This window comes from Bradyrhizobium yuanmingense (assembly GCF_029167105.1).
GTDB classification, from domain to species: Bacteria; Pseudomonadota; Alphaproteobacteria; order Rhizobiales; family Xanthobacteraceae; genus Bradyrhizobium; species Bradyrhizobium yuanmingense_A.
The window spans coordinates 39,581-58,263 of the sequence record NZ_JARFML010000020.1; the positions used below are offsets into that span (position 1 = coordinate 39,581).

Genomic DNA, 18,683 nt, shown 5'->3' on the forward strand with positions numbered 1-18,683 from the left:
CTGCCCGTCTTGTCCAACCCTTCGTTTCCCTCAGGATTTCTGCTTGCGAATGCTGTCGACAAACTTGGTCAGTTCGATCACGGCCTCATACGCCTTGTGGTCGACCTCGACGTAGGGCAATTGCTTCCCCTCGTAGATCTTGTCGAAAGCGGCCTTGTCCTTCACCGCAATTTCCAGCACGGCTTTCTTGATCGCCGCCTTGAGGTCGTCAGGCAGGCTGCCGAGATAGGCCATCGGCGAGTTCACAATCTGCTCGGACTTCATGATGATCTTGAAATCCGCGGCCTTGGCCATGCCCTTCCGTTCCATCCGGAGCAGGTTCGATTCCTTCTCATCGTTCCACCAGTTGAACGCCGCGTCGCAGGTGCCCTGCGAAAGCCCGATCACTGCGTTTTCATGGCTCCCCGAGTAGACCACCTTGGCGAAGAACTTTTCCGGGTCGATGCCCATCTTGTTCATCGCGAAACGCGGCACGTTGTTGCCGGAAGTCGAATTGGGATCAACGAGGCAGAGGTTCTTGCCTTGCAGGTCCTTGATGTCCTTGTAGCTCGAATCGCTCTTGACATAGAGAACCGAGTAATAGCCCTTGGTGCCGTCGCCGTTCACCTCGATAGCGAACGGTTCGACCTTCGCGCCAACGATGTAGGCACGCGCGTAGGACGCCGGGCCGTACATCGCGATGTGAATGTTTCCTGCACGCTGACCTTCGATCACCGCGGCGTAGTCGTTGGCAATCCGCAGCGTGACCTTGGTTCCAAGCTCGCGGGACAGGTACTCGGTCAGAGGCGTCCAGCGGTTAGTGGTGCCGGAGGCATTCTCGTCGGGAACTTTTGCGAAGATCAGCTCAGGATATTTTGCCTTCCAGTCCTGCGCCGCAGCGGCCGAAACTGAAAATGCCAGGGCCGCCGCAGCGGCAACGATCGTACGACGGTCTATCATGACGTCTCCCATTTCAAGGTTATGCAACTGTCGAGCTCCGGCTCTACGCTGGGCTCGATTTGAAGCGGCGATCAGGCCGCGGCAACCGTGCCGAGGGCAGGAACTGCCGTGCCGACCGATGCATCCCGGGGCGCAACATCCATGACTTCATTCGCCTCGAGATCGTACAGCTCGCGCGCGATATGGTCGGTCAAGGCCGCCGGCGCGCCGTCGAACACGACCCGCCCCGCGGCCATCCCGATCAGGCGGTCGCAATAGCTGCGGGCGAGATCGAGCGAATGCAGGTTGCAGAGCACCGTGATACCGAAATGCTTGTTGATGCGCAGAAGCGCATCCATCACGATCTTGGTGTTGCGGGGATCGAGCGAGGCGATCGGCTCGTCGGCAAGGATGATGTCGGGCTGCTGAACCAGCGCCCGCGCGATCGCCACGCGTTGCTGCTGACCGCCCGAGAGGTGGTCGGCGCGCTGGGCCGCGATGGCAGCCATGTCGAACTGCTCAAGCGCCGACATCGCGACGGCCTTGTCTTCTTCGGGCCAAAGCTGCAGCAGCGACCGCCATGTCGGCACCGTCGACAGCCGCCCCATCAGCACATTGGTGAGGACGTCGAGCCGGCCGACGAGGTTGAACTGCTGAAAAATCATCGCCGACCGCGCACGCCACTGCCGCAGCTCCTTGCCGCGCAGCGCGGTGACGTCGACGCCTTCGAACAGGATCCGGCCTTCGGAGGGTTCGGCGAGGCGGTTGATCATCCGCAGCAATGTCGACTTGCCGGCGCCGGATCGCCCGATCACCCCGACGAAGCCGCCGGGGGAAACTTGAAACGAAGCATCGTCCACCGCGGCTTTCGCGCCGAAGCGACACGTCAGGCCTTCAACCACCAGCATACAGGGGCTCCAGAGTAGCTGGAGCCAACCGCTAACGCCCGTGGTTAACACTTGTGTGACAACGCTGTTGCAGTGCGTCCATCCTACGCAGATCATCCCCTGTCATCTCATTGTCATGACATCGTCATCCGGCCGCTCGATGAGAAAACCCTCCGCTCTCGCACTTCGGATGCAACATGGCCGCCAAAGCTCTTTCGGTTCAGCCGACCGTCGATCCCTCGGCCAAGCTGCATGAGACCAGGCTCGGCGCCTACACCGAGGTCGGCGCGCGCACGATCCTGCATGAAGTGGCGATGGGCGATTATTCCTATGTCGTGAACGATGCGCAGATCACCTACGCCACCATCGGAAAGTTCTGCTCGATCGCGGCAATGACCCGCATCAATCCCGGCAACCATCCGATGCATCGCGCTACCCAGGCGCATTTCACCTACCGCTCCAGCGCCTATTTCGACGGCGAGAGCGACGATGCCGAGTTCTTCGACTGGCGCCGCCAGCATCACGTTCATATCGGCCATGACGTCTGGATCGGCCATGGCGCGATCGTGCTGCCGGGCCGCAACATCGGCACCGGCGCAGTGATCGCCGCTGGCGCGATCGTCACCAAGGACGTGCCGGCCTACTGCATCGTCGCCGGCAATCCGGCCCGCATCGTACGGCGGCGGTTCTCGGAGGAGATCGCCGGCCGGCTTGCAAAGCTTGCCTGGTGGGACTGGGATCACGACAAATTGCGCGAGGCGCTGCCCAATTTCCGCAAGCTCGGGATTGAAGATTTCCTCTCGACATACGAAGCACGGGCGAGCTCACTCGCCAATCCTCCTGCCAGTAAACGAAGCGCGGTCGCGTGACAGACATATTCATCGAAGGCGGCCGGGCCCTGATCGGCGCCGAGCTCGTCGAAACCTCTCTTCTCGTCTCCGGAACGGACATTGCAGAGGTCGATGCCTCTCGCGGCCGGGCGCGGCTGGCGCTGGATGCCCGTGACCTCCTGGTGCTGCCCGGCATCGTCGATCTGCATGGCGATGCCTTCGAGCGGCAGATGATGCCGCGCGCCGGCGTCGACTTTCCGATCGACGTTGCGCTCGCCGACAGCGACCGCCAGGCGATCAGCAACGGCATCACCACCGTGTTTCACGCCACGACCTGCTCGTGGGAGCCGGGCCTGCGCAGCGCCGACAATGCGCGCGGCCTGATGGAGGCGATCGAGCGGCAGCGTCCGCAATTCGCCGCCGACATCCGCTTCCACCTGCGGCACGAGACCTTCAATCTCGATGCCGAAGCGGAGATCGCACAGTGGCTCAGCGAGGGCCGCGTCGACCTGTTCGCCTTCAACGATCATATGGACGGCGTCGTTGCCGACATCTCCAACCCACGCAAGCGCAACCGCATGGTGGAGCGCACCGGTCTGTCGAGTGAAGAATTCGACCGGCTGGTCGAGCGCGTGGTCTCGCGCGCCGACGAGGTGCCCGCCTCGGTATCACGCCTGGCCGCCGCGGCCCGCAGCGCCGAGGTGCGGATGCTCTCGCACGACGATTCGAGCCCGGCGATGCGCCGGGAATTTCGCGAGCTCGGCGCCTTGATCGCGGAATTTCCGATCAACGAGGAGACGGCGCAGGCTGCGGCCAGCCACGGCGATGCCATCGTCTACGGCGCGCCGAACGTCGTGCGCGGCGGTAGCCACACCGGCTGGACCAGGGCCGCCGACATGATCGCAAAGGGGCTCTGCTCGGTGCTGGCGTCTGACTATTACTATCCCGCGCAGCTGCTCGCCGCGTTCCGTCTGGCCGCCGATGGCGTGGTGCCGCTGGCTCAGGCGTGGGATCTAATCTCCGCCGGCCCGGCGCGCGCGACCGGCCTCACCGATCGCGGCCTGCTCGCGAAGGGACGCCGCGCCGACATTCTCCTCGTCGACGACAGCGTGCAGCTGCGGCCGCGGCTGATCGCGGTGATCTCAGGCGGCAGGCTCGTGCATCTCACCGACGCGACGCGGCTGCTCACCGCAATGGCGGCGCCGCGCGAGACTGTCGTCGCGGCGTAAATTGGTAATGCTGAGGCAATGACAGGCTTCCCCCGCTACGCGATCTATTATGCCGCAGGCCGCGACAGCGCCCTCTCCCGCTTCGGCGCCGAGCTGCTCGGCTATGACGCCTACAGCGGGGGCGAGGTTTCGTTTCCAGAGCAGGCGCTGCATGTCGCGCCCGACTGGCGTGAGCTCAGCGCCGATCCCCGCAAATACGGCTTTCACGCCACGCTGAAGGCGCCGATGGCGCTGGCGCCTGGCAAGACCGAAGCCGAGCTGATGGCCGCCTGCGCGGCCTTCGCGGGCAAGACACGGCCGATCCCGGCGATCCGACCGATGGTCGATACCATCAGCGGCTTCATTGCCGTCATTCCGGCCGAGCCGGTCGAGGCTCTCCAACAGCTTGCCGCTGATTGCGTTCGCGAATTCGACCCGTTTCGCGCCCCGCTGACGGCGGAAGATCGCGCCCGTCGCAAGCCGGAGAAGCTCAGCGAGCAGCAGCGCGACTATCTCGACCGCTGGGGCTATCCCTACGTGATGGAGGAATTCCGTTTCCACATGACCTTGACGGGTCGGCTGGATGCGGAGCGGCGCGGGCCGATCCTTCAGATGCTGCGGGCAAGGTTTGCGGCGCTAGGCATCGAGACGCTCGCGATCGATCGCATCGCGCTGTTCAGGCAGGATGATGCCAAGGCGCGGTTTCGCATCATCGGCGAGTGGGCTTTGGTGCGGTAGACTCAGCGCGAGGCCGCAAGATTGAAAGCGAGCGCCACCGCGCCAACCAGAACGAGGCTGATCGCCCAGACTGCATCCAGATTGAACCAGCTTCGCGAGACGAACCTCAATCCCAGATGGCGGTAGACCAGCCACGCCAGACATCCGCCGGTGCCGATCATGGCGGCAACGTGCACCAGGGACACCAGCACCGCCATCCCGAGATTTGCCGCCATCAGCGTGCTTGCCGCCTGATGGCCGGCATCGAGCTCGAAGGCCTGGCAGAGCCCTAGATAGATCGGCACGAGCATCAAGGCAGCGCCGTGAGCGATGGCGACGGCAAATGACCAGAGCGCCAATTGCGTCGGCGGAATTCGTGCCAGCGCGCGCGGATGACTCCGGCCGATCAGCCGGTAGACGCCAAAGCCGATGACGAGAAGACTCGCGACGATCTGGATTGGACGCTGCCATTCGGCCAGTACGAGCAGGAAGGCGAACGGCAGCAGCACGAGAAGTGTTGCCAGGAGGTGCCCGGCCGCCAGAGCCCACAATGCGCGGAAGAGCGCGAGGGGGCTCTTGTCCATGAGCCCGGCCGAAACGGCGAGCGGCCATCCCATTCCCGGATTGATCCCGTGGTAGAGACCGCTCGCAACAAGCGCGAGCCACAGCCAGCCAAGGGCCGGGGTCGCCTGCGTCCCATCTAGACCGACGGGTAGCAAAATGAGTCCGTCGAACAATCGCCGCCCTCGAGTCTGATCTGGTGCGCACGATATCCGTCGGGGAAGCTCACGAAATAGTCCTTGTCGAGCTCGAGGCCGCCGTCACGACCGACATTGGCCATGACTTCCACGCCCGGAACCCCGTCGGGGTAGAACTGGTCGTCCCAGGTGGAATAGAGCGAATTGGTCCAGTACACGCGCCGGCCGTCGCGGCTGATCTCGACCATCTGCGGGCCCGCCGCAAAGGCCTTTCCGTTCGGATGGGGCGTGCGCCGCGCGATGCCGCCGATGTGGACTGAGCCCGCAAGCTTCGGCTTTCTGGGATCGCTGACGTCGTACTGGCGCATCTCACCCGTCCCCCAGCACGAGACATAGAGAAACCGATCGTCCATCGACAGGTCGATATCCGTCACCAGCGGCGGCACGGCGCCAAACCCCTGCAGCAGCGGCGGCAGCTTCTCCTTGGGCGCGGCTTCGGGAGGAATCGTCGCCGTCTTCTCGGCATGGAATTTTCCGCCCTCGCGCCACCAGGTCCAGATCGACGCTTCGAGGTTGGTGGTGTCGACCACGACACCGACGAAACCATACTCGCGAACCGGATCGTGCGCGGGGCGCACCTCGAGCGCCATCTGATGATTGGCGCCGAGGTCGATGGTCTGGACGTTGCGACGGGCGCGAAGGTCCCAGAAGTGGAGACGATGGCCATATTTATTCGCAAGCAGATCTTCCGGGACGATCCCGTTCTCGAACTGCGGCGGCAACGCCCATTCGCTCGTCACCATGTAATCGCGCGGCAGATTCCACCAGAAATCATAATGCAGCGTCTGCGGGCCACGGTCGATCTCCCATCGTCCAAGAACTTCGAACGTCTCGCAATCCATGATGAAGACGCCCGGAGGTCCATTGGTGCCGTCCTTGCCGCCGCCGCCCAGCGTGCTCACGTAAATGCCGTCCGGCCCGCAATGGATCGTGTGCGGCCGCGAGTAGCCGGTCTTCTTGAAGACCTCCTCTGGCTCGATGATCTTGTGGATCTTGGCCTTCGTCGGATCGGGCTTGGTATCGATGACATAGATCCGCGACGAGCGCAGCCCCGGGATGATGAGATAGCGCCGCTCGATGAAGGCGTGTCCGGCGAGCGGCGACAGGGCGGAGGAGCAAGCATTCCAGCCGAAATGATGAAACTCATCACCCTTGTTGGGCATCGTTACGGTGTGGACGATCTGGCTGTAGGTCGGCGATCCCGGCTTGACGTCGATGACCGCGAGAGCGTCCGGCTTTGAGAAATCCGGACTGAGCAGCAAGGTGTAAGCAAAGTTCTCCGCAGGCGCTTCCATCGCAAGTTTGGGCGATGCGTGAAAGGTGGGATCCGGCCTCATCGTCATGGCACTGCCTCCCTGTTCTGTCGGTTTTGCACCAACCTGGCTCGGGATCGTGGCAAAAGAAGAGCTGTTGCGCGATGTCCTGTTAAGCGACGCCTTGGGATTCTCCGCAGGGCCGGTTGGCGAGCGTACAATATGCCATCGCCGGACTTTGGGAAACCGGCGGAATCGCGTGAATTCGACGCCATCTGCCGGCGAAGTGAGGTTAGAGGGCGGCCTCTCTCTCTCGATGTCGTCCCCGCCTAGTGCGCAATTGCGCACGGGGGCGGGGACCCATAACCCCAGGGAGTGGTTGTGAAGCGAGCTGCCAGCTCGGAGTCTTCGTCAAACTTCTCCCTGTGGTTATGGGTCCCGGATCTACGCGCGCTTGGGGCGCGCTTGTCCGGGACGACACTGAATGTTTGGCTCCACTATTTCCCCCACCTAAGCGCCAACGCGTCGCGCTCCTTGGCGAGCTCCAATAGCCCCGCGCGCGTCGCCGGATGCAGCGGCTGCAGCGGATGGCGCACCGCCTCCGACTTGATCACGCCGCCGGCCTGCATCATGACCTTGCAGGCGATCAGGCCGCATTGGCGGTTCTCGTAATTGATCAGCGGCAGCCAGCGCTCATAGGCGGCCTTCGCCTTTTCGCGATCGCCGGCGAAATAGGGATCGATGATCTGGCGGATGCCGTCGGGATAGCCGCCGCCGGTCATGGCGCCGGTGGCGCCGGCGTCGAGATCGGCGAGCAGCGTGATCGCCTCCTCGCCGTCCCAGGGGCCCTCGATGTCCTTGCCGCCCGCCTCGATCAGGCTGCGGAGTTTCGAGGCCGCGCCCGGTACCTCGATCTTGAAATAGCGGATGTTGGAAAACTCGCGCGACAACCGCGCCAATAATTCGACCGACAGCGGCGTGCCGGCGACCGGCGCGTCCTGGATCATGATCGGGATGTTGATCGCGCCGGAGAGCACCTTGAAGAATTCGACGATGCCTTTCTCGGGGACGCGGAAGGTCGCGCCGTGATAGGGCGGCATCACCATCACCATGGCGGCGCCGGCCGCCTCGGCCTGCTTGCTGCGCGCCGCGCACACGGCCGAGCTGAAATGCGTGGTGGTGACGATCACGGGAACCCGGCCAGCCACATGGTCCAGCACCGCATGCATCACCGTCTCGCGCTCGGCATCGGTGAGCACGAATTGCTCGGAAAAATTGGCGAGAATGCAAATGCCGTGCGAGCCGGCATCGATCATGAAATCGATGCAGCGGCGCTGACCCTCGAGGTCGAGCTCGCCGCGCTCGTCGAAGATGGTGGGCGCGACCGGGAACACGCCGCGATAGGGGCGTTGGGCCTTGTGTGGGGTGACCGGCATCGAACTCTCCATCCCTGATGTGTCTTGGGTCTGTCGCCGCGCCCGCGCGAGCGAGGCGGCACAGATGTACCCGCAGTGCCGAGCTGCGGCAATGCCCGCGCGACGTCCGATGGAAAGAGGTCGAAAATCAGGCGCTCTTCACGGCGCCCAGGAAGCCCTCGACTGCGACACGAAGACGATCGGCATCCGCCGACATCTTCTTGACGGACTCCGACAGCACCGTGCCGGCGTTGCCGGTCTCCTGGTTGAGCCTGGCGACGCTGCCGATGGTGTCGGTGACCTCGCGGGTGCCCTGGGCCGCCTGCTGGAAGTTGCGCGAGATTTCCGTCGTCGCCGCGCGCTGCTGTTCGACCGCGGCGGCGATCGCCGTCATCTTCTCGTCGATGCCGCCGATGGCGCCGCCGATCGAGCGGATCGCGGCGACCGCCTGGCCGGTGGCGCCCTGGATCTCCTCGACCTGGCGCGAGATCTCCTCCGTCGCCGTCGCGGTCTGCGCCGCGAGGCTCTTGACCTCGCCCGCGACCACGGCGAAGCCGCGGCCGGCCTCGCCGGCGCGTGCGGCTTCGATGGTGGCGTTCAATGCCAGCAGATTGGTCTGAGCGGCGATGGCGTTGATCATCTTCACGACCTCGCCGATGCGGCTCGCCGTCTGATCGAGGATCTCGACCGTCGCATTGGTCTGCTCGGCCTGGGCCACGGCCTCGCGGGCCTCGCGCGCGCTCGACTGCACCTGCGCGGAGATCTCGCCCACGGATGCGGAGAGCTCCTCGGTCGCGGCGGCGATGGTCTCGAGATTGTTGGTGGCCTGCTCGGCGGCCGACGAGACCGCCGCGGTCTGGCTGCTCGATTCCGTGACCAGCGAGCGCACGCCGCTTGCGGTGGCGTCGAGCTCCCGCGTCGAGGCCGCAACGCTCTGGATGACCGCCTGCACGGTGTCGTCGAAGCTGCGGCAGGCGGCATCGACGGTGCCGGAGCGGGCGAGCTGAAGCGCCTGCTGCGATTCACGTTCCTTACCCAGCCGCTCCGCGGTCGCTGCGCTCTCGCGCAGGCTTTCGAGCGCCGCCGCCATGGTGCCGAACTCGTCGGGATGCCGGGATTGCGGCACCGGCGTCGCATAGTCGCGGGCGCTGATGCGGGCGATGGCGTCGAGGATGGCGCGCACCGGTCGCATGAGGCGGTTGCGCACCACGAACACACCGGCAAGGGTCACGGCCAGCGCGAGCAGGAACGCGAAGGATTGCACGATGAGATTGGTCAGCGCCTTCGCCTGAACCGCCTCCGCGTGCGCGATCGACAGGTCGAGCGCCTTGCTCGCGACCGCGACGATCGACGCGAATGGGGTCTGGCACAACGCGTTCCATTCCGAGGCGGGCATCGCGGGACGGCCGCTGCCGTCGAAGCCCTTGGTGAGCTCGCCGATCTGCTTGAGGGCGCCGTCGGTCTTGGTCTTCGCCTCCTTGGCCGTGTTGACGAGGTCGGCCGGCACGTCAGGCGCAGCCAGCAGCTCCTCCATGCCGGTCCAGCCGGCGGTGACGACGCCGTTCCATCCGGCCACGGTCTGCTTCTGGGTCTCGTCGAGCGGCTTGCTGGCGTTGACGTTCGGCCGCAGGGTCGAGCACTGGATACCGTAGCGGTCGCGCACCTGCCAGGCGAGGCGGCGGGCCTGGATCATGCGGGCGATGTAAGGATCGTTCATCCAGGCGCGGTTCGACACCGCGGTGGACGCGAGATTGGCGGTCTCGATCACCTTGGTGACCGCATCGTACCAGGGCGCGGTCCGCTCCAGCTTGCGTTCGGCGCGCGGCAGCCTGGCCTCGTCGTAGAACAACTGGAATTTTGGTGCGGCCTCGCTCCAGCGCTGCTTCAGCGTGCCGGCAAGCTCGTCGCGGCGGGCGAATTCGACGGTGGAGAGCGCCGCGCTGATGGCGTCGAAGCCGGCCTGTTCCGCCTTCTCGGCGGCACCGAGCTTGGCGCGCGGATCGTCCTCGCCGAGCAGCGCGCTCTGGGCATCGCCACGATTGCTGCGCAGAGCGACCACGCCATGGAAGATCGACTTGTCGGCATTCGCGAGCCGCTCGGTCTCCAGACTGTCGCTATAGCGGTCCAAAGCCCCGCCCATCTGGATGGCCGTGCTGGTCAGCGCGCCGGCCGCCAGCAGCGTCATCAGGACCAGGAGGAGCGTGCTTACCGATTTCTTAAAAATGGACATGGGTCGAGGGGCCTAACTCTCCGGAGAGGCCCACCTTGCACCGCCACGTGCCAATGTTTCGTTAAGGTTTAAGTTGAATCGAAGCGATCCAACCTGCACGCATTCGGGAAACCTATCCGATCCTGGTGAAATCCGGCGGGCGGCGCTCCGCAAACGCCGTAAACGCCTCGCGCGCTTCGGCGGTGCGCAGGCGCTGCGCGAACTGCTCGCCTTCGGCCTGCATCTGCGCGACCAGCGCCTCACCGTTGCGCATCAGCCGCTTGGTCGCGATGAGGGCCCCGGCCGGCTGGCGGGCGAGACGCTGCGCCAGCGCAAGCGCTTCGGCATCCAGCTTGTCGAGCGGCACCACACGGTTGGCGAGGCCCCATTCCAGCGCGGACCTGGCCGGCACGGTTTCGCCAAGCGCGAACATCTCGTAGGCGCGGGCGTGGCCAATGCGCGCCGGCATCAACAGGCTGGAGGCGGCTTCAGGCACCAGCGCGAGGCTGACGAACGGCGTCGACAATTGCGCGTTGTCGGCGAGCACGACGAGGTCGCAATGCAGCAGCATCGTGGTGCCGACGCCGACGGCACGGCCCTGCACGGCCGCGACCAGCGGCCGGGTGCAGCGCGCCAGCGACTGGATGAAGCGCACCACGTTGCGGCTGCCTTCGGACTTGCCGGCCGCGACCGCCGCGAACTCGCCGACGTCGTTGCCGGCGGTGAACATGTCGCCCTCGCCGCGGATCAGGATCACGCGGGCGGATGGGTCGAACTCGGCGGATTCGATCGCGTCGGCAAGCTGGCCGTACATCGCATCCGTCAGCGCGTTCTTCTTGTCGGGGCGTGCCAGGGTGAGGGTGAGAATTCCGCCGCTGTTCTCGATCCGGACGTGCTCGGTCATTGGTCTGCTCCGTTTTATTCGTCTGAATGTCTTGGAAACTTGTCCTGAATGCTCGTCAGCCAGCGCGCGACAACGTCGATTTCCGCGGCTGTAAAACCTTCCGTCAGCGCCGCATTGACCTCGGCCGCGTTCATCTTCGCCTGCGCCAGCGCGGTACGCCCCTTCGGCGTCAACCAGATGCGAAAGGCGCGGCCGTCGTCGCGGTCGGCCCGCCGCTCGATCAACTTCGCAGCCACCGTGCGGTCGACGAGACCGGAAATGCCGGCCGGCCCGAGATCGAGTGCCGCCCCCGCCTCGCCCATGAGGACGCCGTCCTGCCTCCCAAGGATGAAGAGCAGCCCCGCCTGCGCCGGCGTCACGTCGCTCTCGGGCCGCGCCGCCATCCAGCGCTGCAGCCGGCGATGGGCAACACTCAGCAGGTAGATCAGCCGATGGTGCCGCGCGCCGGCGTCTTTATTTCGCATGCGAAGTAAATAGCCAAACGCAAGCGCGTTGTCAAACGGCCCTCCTCGTCACGGCGCGCAGGTGAAGCTCGCCGCCTCCGTCACCGCACCCGCCTTGTAGTGCGGCCAGGCCGGCCAGCGGCACAGCGGCAGCGCGCGCGTCGCTGCAAACGACGGCGCCTCGACCTTCTGCTCCCTGACTTCGAGGTCGCCGGGCGCCTTGCCATTCTCGACCCAGTCGACCAGCACGCTCAGCATGTCGACATTGGCGGGCGCGCCGGAGCCGACATGGTCGACGCCGGGCGCGGTGTAGAGGCGCGCGAACTCCGCGGTCTCGGCCTTGCCCATCTTGCGCTCGACGCTCTCGAAATAGCGGATGCCGGCGTAGGGGCTCTGGGCGTAGTCGGCCATGTGCTCGAGCACGATCAGCCGGCCGCCCCGCGCCCGGAACCGACTGAGATCGGGATCGGTGGAATCCATCAGACTGGACACTTCGAGCAGCCTCGCCTTGTGTTCTTCGGGCTTGTAGGTGATGACGTCGAGCTTCGGATCGCGCGCGAAGACATATTGGATGCCGCCGGCGCCGTACATCCAGGCGATGCCGTTGTTCGGCGCGGGCGGCTGCGCCGGCGGCGCGCTGCCGAGCCACCAGGAGACCCAGCCGCCGGTCGGCCCGACCGCGGGGATGTCCTCGCCGGAGACGCCCCAGCCCGGATAATCGTCGAGGCCATTGGCGAGCGCGAAGGGGAATTTGTAGGTGGCGTGCAGCGTGTTCACCGCCTTGATCTGTGCATCGGTGAGACACTGGTCACCGCTCTTGCCGGCCGCGCAGCGCAGCGTCTCGACCTTGAACGCCGCCTTGCAGCCGACGGGATCCCGCACCAGCGCATCGTCGGAGCCGTCGGCCTTGTCGCAAGCCGCGCGCACGGCCTCGCCCACGAGGTTGACCTGCGCCGGGTTGATCCAGCCCTCGCCCATGGTGACGAGACCCGAGCGCGTGCCGGCATGCTGCAATCCGACCCAGTTGATCACGGGCACGCGGGCAAAGATGCCGTCGAAATCGTCGGGGTAGCGCTGCGCCATGGTGAGGCCTTCGCGGCCGCCCTCTGACGAGCCCATGAAATACATCTTCTCCGGCTTCCTGCCGTAGGCGCGCTGCATCAGCCCGACCGCAGCGTCGCGCACCTTCTTGTAGGCGCGATGGGCGAAATTCTCGAACGCTTCGTCGTTCAGCGCAAAGACCTGCGGCGGCTCGCCTTGCTTGGTCTCGTGGCCGGAGTCCGTGCCGTAGGTGACGAAGCCGCGCGCCAGCGGTGACGGCTTGTCGAAGGGGTAGGCCGGCGGCAGCGCGAGGCCGGTGATCAGCACACCGTTGAAGCCGCCGCCGCCATATTGCAGCGAGCGACCGTTCCATTCGACGGGAAGGTTGACCTGGAATTTGATCGGCGGCGCCTTGGGATCGGTGGGATCGATATGGCCGAGCACCTTGCAGAAGGCAGGATTGGCGGGCGTGATGCGCCCTGATGGGGTCGGACCGCGCTCGGCAACAGCGAGGGTCGATGGCGACTGAAACGTCGCGGCATCGATCTTCACGGCATCGGTGCCGCCGACTAGCCCCTTGCAGACCGTCTCGGCATCCTCCGCCAGCGTCACCGCCAGCGCACCACTCGCGCTCATTGCGGCCGCAGTGCCCACGAGCCATGCACACAGCTTCGCTCTGTTTCGCTTCATCGTTTCCACCCGGCTTGTTATGTTGCAATCGGAAGTTGGCCGCATTCAATGCAACCTTCGCCCGTCCGTCAATCGCTGACGCCGGCTTTCCGTCAGAACGAGCCCAGCGCAGCGCCCAGGGCGATCACCGCCACCAGCGCCAGGAGCGAGGTCACGATGCCCACCATGACGATGTCGAAATAGCTGTCACGATGTGTCAGGCCGCAGATCGCGAGCAGGCTGACCACTGCGCCGTTGTGCGGCAGGATATCGAGGGTACCCGCACCGATCACCGCCACGCGATGCATCAACGCAAGGTCGATGCCGGTCCGCGCGGCAAGCTCGACGTAGGTCGGGCCGAGGGCGTCGAGGGCGATGGTCAGGCCGCCCGATGCCGACCCTGTCAGTGCGGCCAGGATGTTGGTCGCGACGGCGAGCGAGACCAGCGGTCCCCCTTCGATTGCCAGCACCCAGTCGCGCACGATCGTGAACGCCGGCAGCGAGGCCACGACGGCGCCGAAGCCGACGAGGCTGGCGACGCTGAACGCAGGCAGGACCGACGCATTGGCCCCGGCGTCCATGGTCCGGCGCAGCGCCGGCAGGCGCGCCCAGTTCAGCGCGATGGTCGTGACAATGGCGGCGGCCAGCGCCACGGCGACCGACCACACACCTGCAACGGCTGCAAGCGTCGTGTCACCAAAGCGTTGCTCAGCGAGATAGCTGACATCGAGCCGCGGCAACACCACCAGCGACATCACCAGATTGACGGTCACGACGACGACGAGCGGCGCCATGGCGTTCAGCACGGGCGATGGCCGCTCGCTGCGATGACCGTGCCGTAGCTCCGCCGGATCGAACTCGCGGGCAGTCGTCGCGCGCTCGCGCACGAACTCGTCGGCAGCGGCCTGCTCGATCGCGCCCTCGGCATCGTCGCCATAGCCTTCTCCAGCGCGGCGCGCCGCAGCTTCAGCGCGATGCAGCCACCACAATCCGGTGCCGAGCATGATGAGCGAGGCGACGATGCCGAGGCCCGGCGCGGCAAACGGCGTCGTGCCGAAGAACGGCATCGGGATCGCATTCTGGATCGACGGCGTGCCAGGCAGGGCCGACATCGTGAACGTCGACGTTCCCAGCACGATCGCGGCGGGGATCAGACGACGCGGAATCGAAGCGCCACGAAACAGCGAGCGTGCCATGGGAACGATGACGAAGAATGCAACGAACAGGCTGACACCACCATAGGTGACCAGCGCGCCGGCGAGCACGACCGCCAGGATCACGCGCCGTTCGCCGAGACGCTCCGCCATGAAACCGGCGACCGACGTCACCGCGCCACTGTCATCCATCAACTTGCCGAAGACGGCGCCAAGCAGAAAGATCGGGAAGAACTGCGCCAGAAATCCCGCCGCGTTCATCATGAACACCTGGGTCAGGTTCGCGAGCAGCGGCTCACCGCCGAACAAAGCGGCAATGAGTGCGGCGAACGGCGCGAGCAGCAGGACACTCCAGCCGCGGAAGGCGAACAGGACGAGCAGTCCGAGCCCGACGAGGAGGCCGAGGAGACCCATGCCTCAGCACTCCGACAGCAGGACATCGAGATCGGCGGTCGAACGATGGCCGATCTCCGCGCCGTGCTCGGCGAGGAAGTCGTCCGCGGCCTGACGTCCCTCGGCACGCAGCATCGAGACGAACTCCCACTCCGCGTTGAGCTTCGAGGAGGCGCCGAACTTCGCCAGCATGTCGCTCTTGACCCGGTGTGTGCGCATCTTCGCCCAGCGTGCGCCCTCGCCGCTGCCCGGATCGGCCGCCTGGCGCAGCAGCGCGATCATGCGCAACTCCTTCATCAGCGGCGAGTTGAAGGAGATTTCGTTGACCCGGTTCAGGATCTCCGCAGCCGTCCGCAGCTCCTCCAGCCGCTCGGTCGGATTGATCTGGACGAGAATGGTGTCGTGCGCGTCGCTCTCCCGAACCAGCGGCGTGATCGTCGGGTTGCCGGCAAAGCCGCCGTCCCAATAGGGCTCGCCGTCGATCAGAATCGCGCGGAACATGGTCGGCAGGCAGGCCGATGCCAGCAGCACATCCGCCGTGATCTGCGCGTTGCGGAAGATACGGCCGCGTCCCGTGCGCACCCTTGTCGCGGTGATGAACAGCTGGATCGGCGAGCGCGCGAGGCGTTCGAAATCGATACTCTCGGCCAGTACCGCGCGCAGCGGATTGTAACCGGTCGGATTGAGATCGTAGGGCGACAGCACACGCGACATCAAATCGGTCATGATGTAGAAGGGCGACGTATCGAGGGTCCAGCGCCCCATCAAGCGGTCAAGCGGAGAGCGTTGTAGCGGGCTGAAGGCCGCGGCCTTCGAGACACGGCGCCAGTATCGGTCGAGCGCCTCTCGCGCGCCCTCGGCGCCGCCGGCTGTCCAGCCGTCCGCCAGAATCGCCGCATTCATCGCGCCTGCGGAGGTTCCGGAGATCGCGGCGATCTCCAGCCATTTCTCTTCCAGAAGACGGTCGAGCACACCCCAGGAGAAGGCGCCGTGCGAACCGCCGCCCTGAAGCGCGAGATCAATCAGTACGGCGTCCCGTTCCATGGCGGACACTCACGCAACTGAAGCTCAAATTCGACGCGATTTTTGACCGGGCCGGATTCGACGACAGTGTGGGAGCAGTTGCTGCAAGTTGCAACCGGAACGTGGGCGGGTCTGGAGCTATTTCCGTTCTGATGCGATCGGAACGGAAATGGCTCTAGATTCGGGTTGACGCGTCTTCTTTGTATCCACGTCGCTCGAAGACGCTTTAATGCTCGAACACCAGCCGGGCGCCGACCGTTCCCTCGAGGCCGCGGATCTGCTGCAGCAGCTCGCCGGAATCCTGGCCGCCGAGATCGGCGTCGAGCACGACGTAGCCGAGGTCGCCGGCGGTCTCCAGATATTGCGCGGCGATGTTGATGTCGCGTTGGAGGAAGACCTCGTTCAGCCGCCGCAGCATGCCCGGCACGTTGCGATGGACGTGGCTGAAGCGTGCACCGGAGGGACGAAGATGCAGCTGCACCTCCGGGAAGTTGACCGCGCCCATGGTGGAGCCGGTGATGAAATAGTCGACCAGCTTGCGCGCGACCTCGCCGCCGATCCGCTCCTGCGCCTCCTCGGTCGAGCCGCCGATATGGGGGGTGAGGATGACATTCTCAATGCCCTGAATGGGACTGTTGAAACGATCGGCATTCGATGAAGGCTCGACGGGAAAGACGTCGACGGCCGCGCCGGCGAGATGGCCATCGCGCAAGGCGCGCGCCAGCGCATCGAGATCGACCACGGTGCCGCGGCTGTTGTTGATCAGGAACGAGCCTGATTTCATCGTCCGCAGCTCCTTCTCGCCGATCATGCCCGCAGTCTCCGGGGTCTCCGGCACGTGCAGGCTGACGACATCGCTCTGCGCCAGCAGCTCTTCGAGCTTCTCGACCGGCTCGGTATTGCCGTGGCGAAGCTTGTCGGTGCGGTCGAAATAGATCACGCGCATGCCCATGCCTTCGGCCAAGGTGGAGAGCTGCGAGCCGATATTGCCGTAGCCGACGATGCCGAGCGTGCGGCCGCGCACCTCGCGGCTGCCGGCCGCAGACTTGTCCCAGCCCCCGGCATGGGCCGACACCGAACGCGGAAAGATTCGCCGCAGCAGCATCACGATCTCGCCAATCACGAGCTCGGCGACGCTGCGGGTGTTGGAGAACGGGGCATTAAAGACGGGAATACCGCGCTTGCGCGCCGCCAATAGATCGACCTGGTTGGTGCCGACGCTGAAGCAGCCGACCGCGAGCAGTCCGTCGGCCGCCCCCAGCACCTCATCGGTGATCTCAGTGCGCGAACGGATGCCGAGCAGCGAGACGCCCTCGAGCGCGCGCCGCAGATCCGCACCGTCCAGCGCCTTGGTGAGCCGCTCGACATTGGTGAAGCCCGCGCCCTTGAAAAGGTCGACAGCGCTATCATTGACGCCTTCGAGCAGCAGCGCCTTGGCGCTTCGCTCAGGGCTTTGGCCTGGGGCGGACATGGACTCTCCGTAAGTTGCCGCTTTGCCTGAGCACATAGACCGCGGGCGATGCGCAGCACAATAGGGCACGGATACGGGGAGAAGACGGCCGAAGCGAGGATGCGCTTGGCATCCCAGAGCTCGATCAAATCACATAGAACCCGTGCGTGCCGTCGCGGCGGAGCTGCTCGACGAGGCCGTATTCCCAATCGAGATAGGCCTGCATCGCGGATTCGGCCACATCGGTGCCTTCATAGGGCCGGCGATAGCGGTGGGCCGGGTTGGGCTTCGGCAAGACCTGCGGTGGACCGATTTCCAGCGCGCAATCATAGCCGCCCTCGAGCACATAGACTTCCCAACCCATCTGCGCCAGCCAGGACGCCGTCATGTCGGCGCGCACGCTTTTGTCGTCGGTCAGGACGATGCGCGCGCCGCGCACCGGCGCGGCCATGTCGGTTTCCTGCACGAGCTGGCCGCCAGGATAATGGCGGAAGCCGGGGAGATGCCCGGCTGCATATTCATCGGCGTCGCGCACGTCGAAGCGATACAGCGTGCGATGGGTCTCTGCGACCAGCGCCGCCATCTCGTTCGCGCCAATGTGACGGACACCGGCGCGATAGGCGACGTCGCGGGCATTGGCCGGACCGCCCTCGAACGGGCCGATCGCGCCGCGCTTGTCGGCGCCGTGATTGAGCCCGTGCCGCGCCAGCGTCCAGCCGATGGTGCCGTTGCGCAGCGCCCGCACCTTGTTGGGCACGCCGGCATTGATCAGCGATTGCGTGCCGATGATGGAGCGGGTGCGGCCGGCGCAATTGACGATGATGGTGGTGTCGGGATCGGGCGCGGCCTGGCCCGCCCGCAGCACCAGCTCCGCGCCGGGCACGCTGACCGAGCCCGGGATGTTCATGGTCGCATATTCGTCGAAGCGGCGGACGTCGAGGATGGCGATGTTGGCCTTGTCGGCGATCAGCTTTGCCACCTCGTCGGCACTCAGCGAGGGCGTGTGGCGACGCGACTCGACCAGCTCGCCGAAAGCCTTGGAATAGGAGTTTACGTCCTCGGAAACCTCAAAGCCTGCATCGCGCCAGGCCTGCAGCCCGCCGTCGAGTGCGCTGACATTGGTGTAGCCGAGTGTGGCCAGATATTCGGCGCCGGACGCGATGAGCCCCTCGCCGTCATCATAGAGCACGATCGCCACGTCCTTGCGCGGCAGCCGCACCTCGGCCTCCACTGCAATCCGGTCCGCGGCCATGTTGGCCGCGAACAGCGGATGGCCGGTGGCAAAGGCGGCCTCGTATCGGATATCGAGCAGCGCGATTTCTTCGCGCAGAAGCAGGGCACGGCGGATATCGGCGGGGGTGACGGTCAGAAGCTTCATGGCGCAGACCTTTGAGAAGAAAGCCAGAAGCTT

16 protein-coding genes are annotated in these 18,683 nt (G+C 65.4%); 3 read left to right on the forward strand and 13 right to left on the reverse strand.

Going from position 1 to position 18,683, the window contains the following annotated elements:
* Positions 1–30: 30 nt before the first annotated feature.
* Both phnD and phnC read right to left on the reverse strand, forming a co-directional pair.
* Positions 31–939: a phosphonate ABC transporter substrate-binding protein gene (gene phnD, locus P0R31_RS24695; RefSeq protein ID WP_157283298.1), complete on the reverse strand. Its 909-nt coding sequence runs from the start codon at positions 937–939 to the stop codon at positions 31–33.
* 71 nt (positions 940–1,010) lie between these two features.
* Complete coding sequence (gene phnC / locus P0R31_RS24700) at positions 1,011–1,826, reverse strand: phosphonate ABC transporter ATP-binding protein (protein WP_275516846.1); 816 nt, start codon at positions 1,824–1,826, stop codon at positions 1,011–1,013.
* A gap of 176 nt (positions 1,827–2,002) precedes the next feature.
* Between phnC and P0R31_RS24705 the strand changes: the two genes are divergently transcribed.
* The 3 genes from P0R31_RS24705 to P0R31_RS24715 are packed head-to-tail and all read left to right on the forward strand — an operon-like array spanning position 2,003 to position 4,581.
* Positions 2,003–2,674, forward strand: coding sequence for a chloramphenicol acetyltransferase (locus P0R31_RS24705; protein WP_275516847.1), 672 nt, complete (start codon positions 2,003–2,005; stop codon positions 2,672–2,674).
* Positions 2,671–3,864, forward strand: a complete 1,194-nt coding sequence (locus P0R31_RS24710; RefSeq protein ID WP_275516848.1) for an alpha-D-ribose 1-methylphosphonate 5-triphosphate diphosphatase — start codon at positions 2,671–2,673, stop codon at positions 3,862–3,864. Before P0R31_RS24705 ends, P0R31_RS24710 begins: the two co-directional genes overlap by 4 nt.
* An 18-nt stretch (positions 3,865–3,882) precedes the next feature.
* Entirely contained in the window at positions 3,883–4,581 is a 699-nt protein-coding gene (locus P0R31_RS24715) for a DUF1045 domain-containing protein (protein WP_275516849.1), read from the forward strand.
* Between the two features lie 2 nt (positions 4,582–4,583).
* Here the strand turns inward: P0R31_RS24715 and P0R31_RS24720 are convergent, their stop codons facing one another.
* From P0R31_RS24720 to P0R31_RS24770, 11 genes are all read right to left on the reverse strand, one after another.
* On the reverse strand, positions 4,584–5,177 hold the full coding sequence (locus P0R31_RS24720; RefSeq protein ID WP_275516851.1) for a hypothetical protein: 594 nt from the start codon (positions 5,175–5,177) through the stop codon (positions 4,584–4,586).
* Between the two features lie 83 nt (positions 5,178–5,260).
* Positions 5,261–6,661, reverse strand: coding sequence for a selenium-binding protein SBP56-related protein (locus P0R31_RS24725; RefSeq protein ID WP_157283302.1), 1,401 nt, complete (start codon positions 6,659–6,661; stop codon positions 5,261–5,263).
* A 407-nt stretch (positions 6,662–7,068) separates the two neighbouring features.
* A complete protein-coding gene (locus tag P0R31_RS24730) occupies positions 7,069–8,007 on the reverse strand; it encodes a dihydrodipicolinate synthase family protein (RefSeq protein ID WP_275516852.1) in 939 nt (312 codons plus the stop codon).
* A 127-nt stretch (positions 8,008–8,134) separates the two neighbouring features.
* Positions 8,135–10,216, reverse strand: coding sequence for a methyl-accepting chemotaxis protein (locus tag P0R31_RS24735; RefSeq protein ID WP_275516853.1), 2,082 nt, complete (start codon positions 10,214–10,216; stop codon positions 8,135–8,137).
* Between the two features lie 112 nt (positions 10,217–10,328).
* Positions 10,329–11,099, reverse strand: a complete 771-nt coding sequence (locus tag P0R31_RS24740; RefSeq protein WP_275516855.1) for an enoyl-CoA hydratase — start codon at positions 11,097–11,099, stop codon at positions 10,329–10,331.
* Between the two features lie 14 nt (positions 11,100–11,113).
* On the reverse strand, positions 11,114–11,563 hold the full coding sequence (locus P0R31_RS24745; RefSeq protein WP_275516857.1) for a MarR family winged helix-turn-helix transcriptional regulator: 450 nt from the start codon (positions 11,561–11,563) through the stop codon (positions 11,114–11,116).
* A gap of 48 nt (positions 11,564–11,611) precedes the next feature.
* Entirely contained in the window at positions 11,612–13,273 is a 1,662-nt protein-coding gene (locus P0R31_RS24750) for a tannase/feruloyl esterase family alpha/beta hydrolase (protein ID WP_275516858.1), read from the reverse strand.
* Positions 13,274–13,365: 92 nt separating this feature from the next.
* A complete protein-coding gene (locus P0R31_RS24755; RefSeq protein ID WP_275516860.1) occupies positions 13,366–14,820 on the reverse strand; it encodes a GntP family permease in 1,455 nt (484 codons plus the stop codon).
* A 3-nt stretch (positions 14,821–14,823) separates the two neighbouring features.
* Positions 14,824–15,843, reverse strand: coding sequence for a patatin-like phospholipase family protein (locus P0R31_RS24760; protein ID WP_275516861.1), 1,020 nt, complete (start codon positions 15,841–15,843; stop codon positions 14,824–14,826).
* Positions 15,844–16,048: 205 nt separating this feature from the next.
* Positions 16,049–17,293, reverse strand: a complete 1,245-nt coding sequence (gene serA / locus P0R31_RS24765; RefSeq protein WP_275516862.1) for a phosphoglycerate dehydrogenase — start codon at positions 17,291–17,293, stop codon at positions 16,049–16,051.
* 124 nt (positions 17,294–17,417) lie between these two features.
* On the reverse strand, positions 17,418–18,650 hold the full coding sequence (locus P0R31_RS24770) for a rhodanese-like domain-containing protein (protein ID WP_275516863.1): 1,233 nt from the start codon (positions 18,648–18,650) through the stop codon (positions 17,418–17,420).
* Positions 18,651–18,683: the final 33 nt, after the last annotated feature.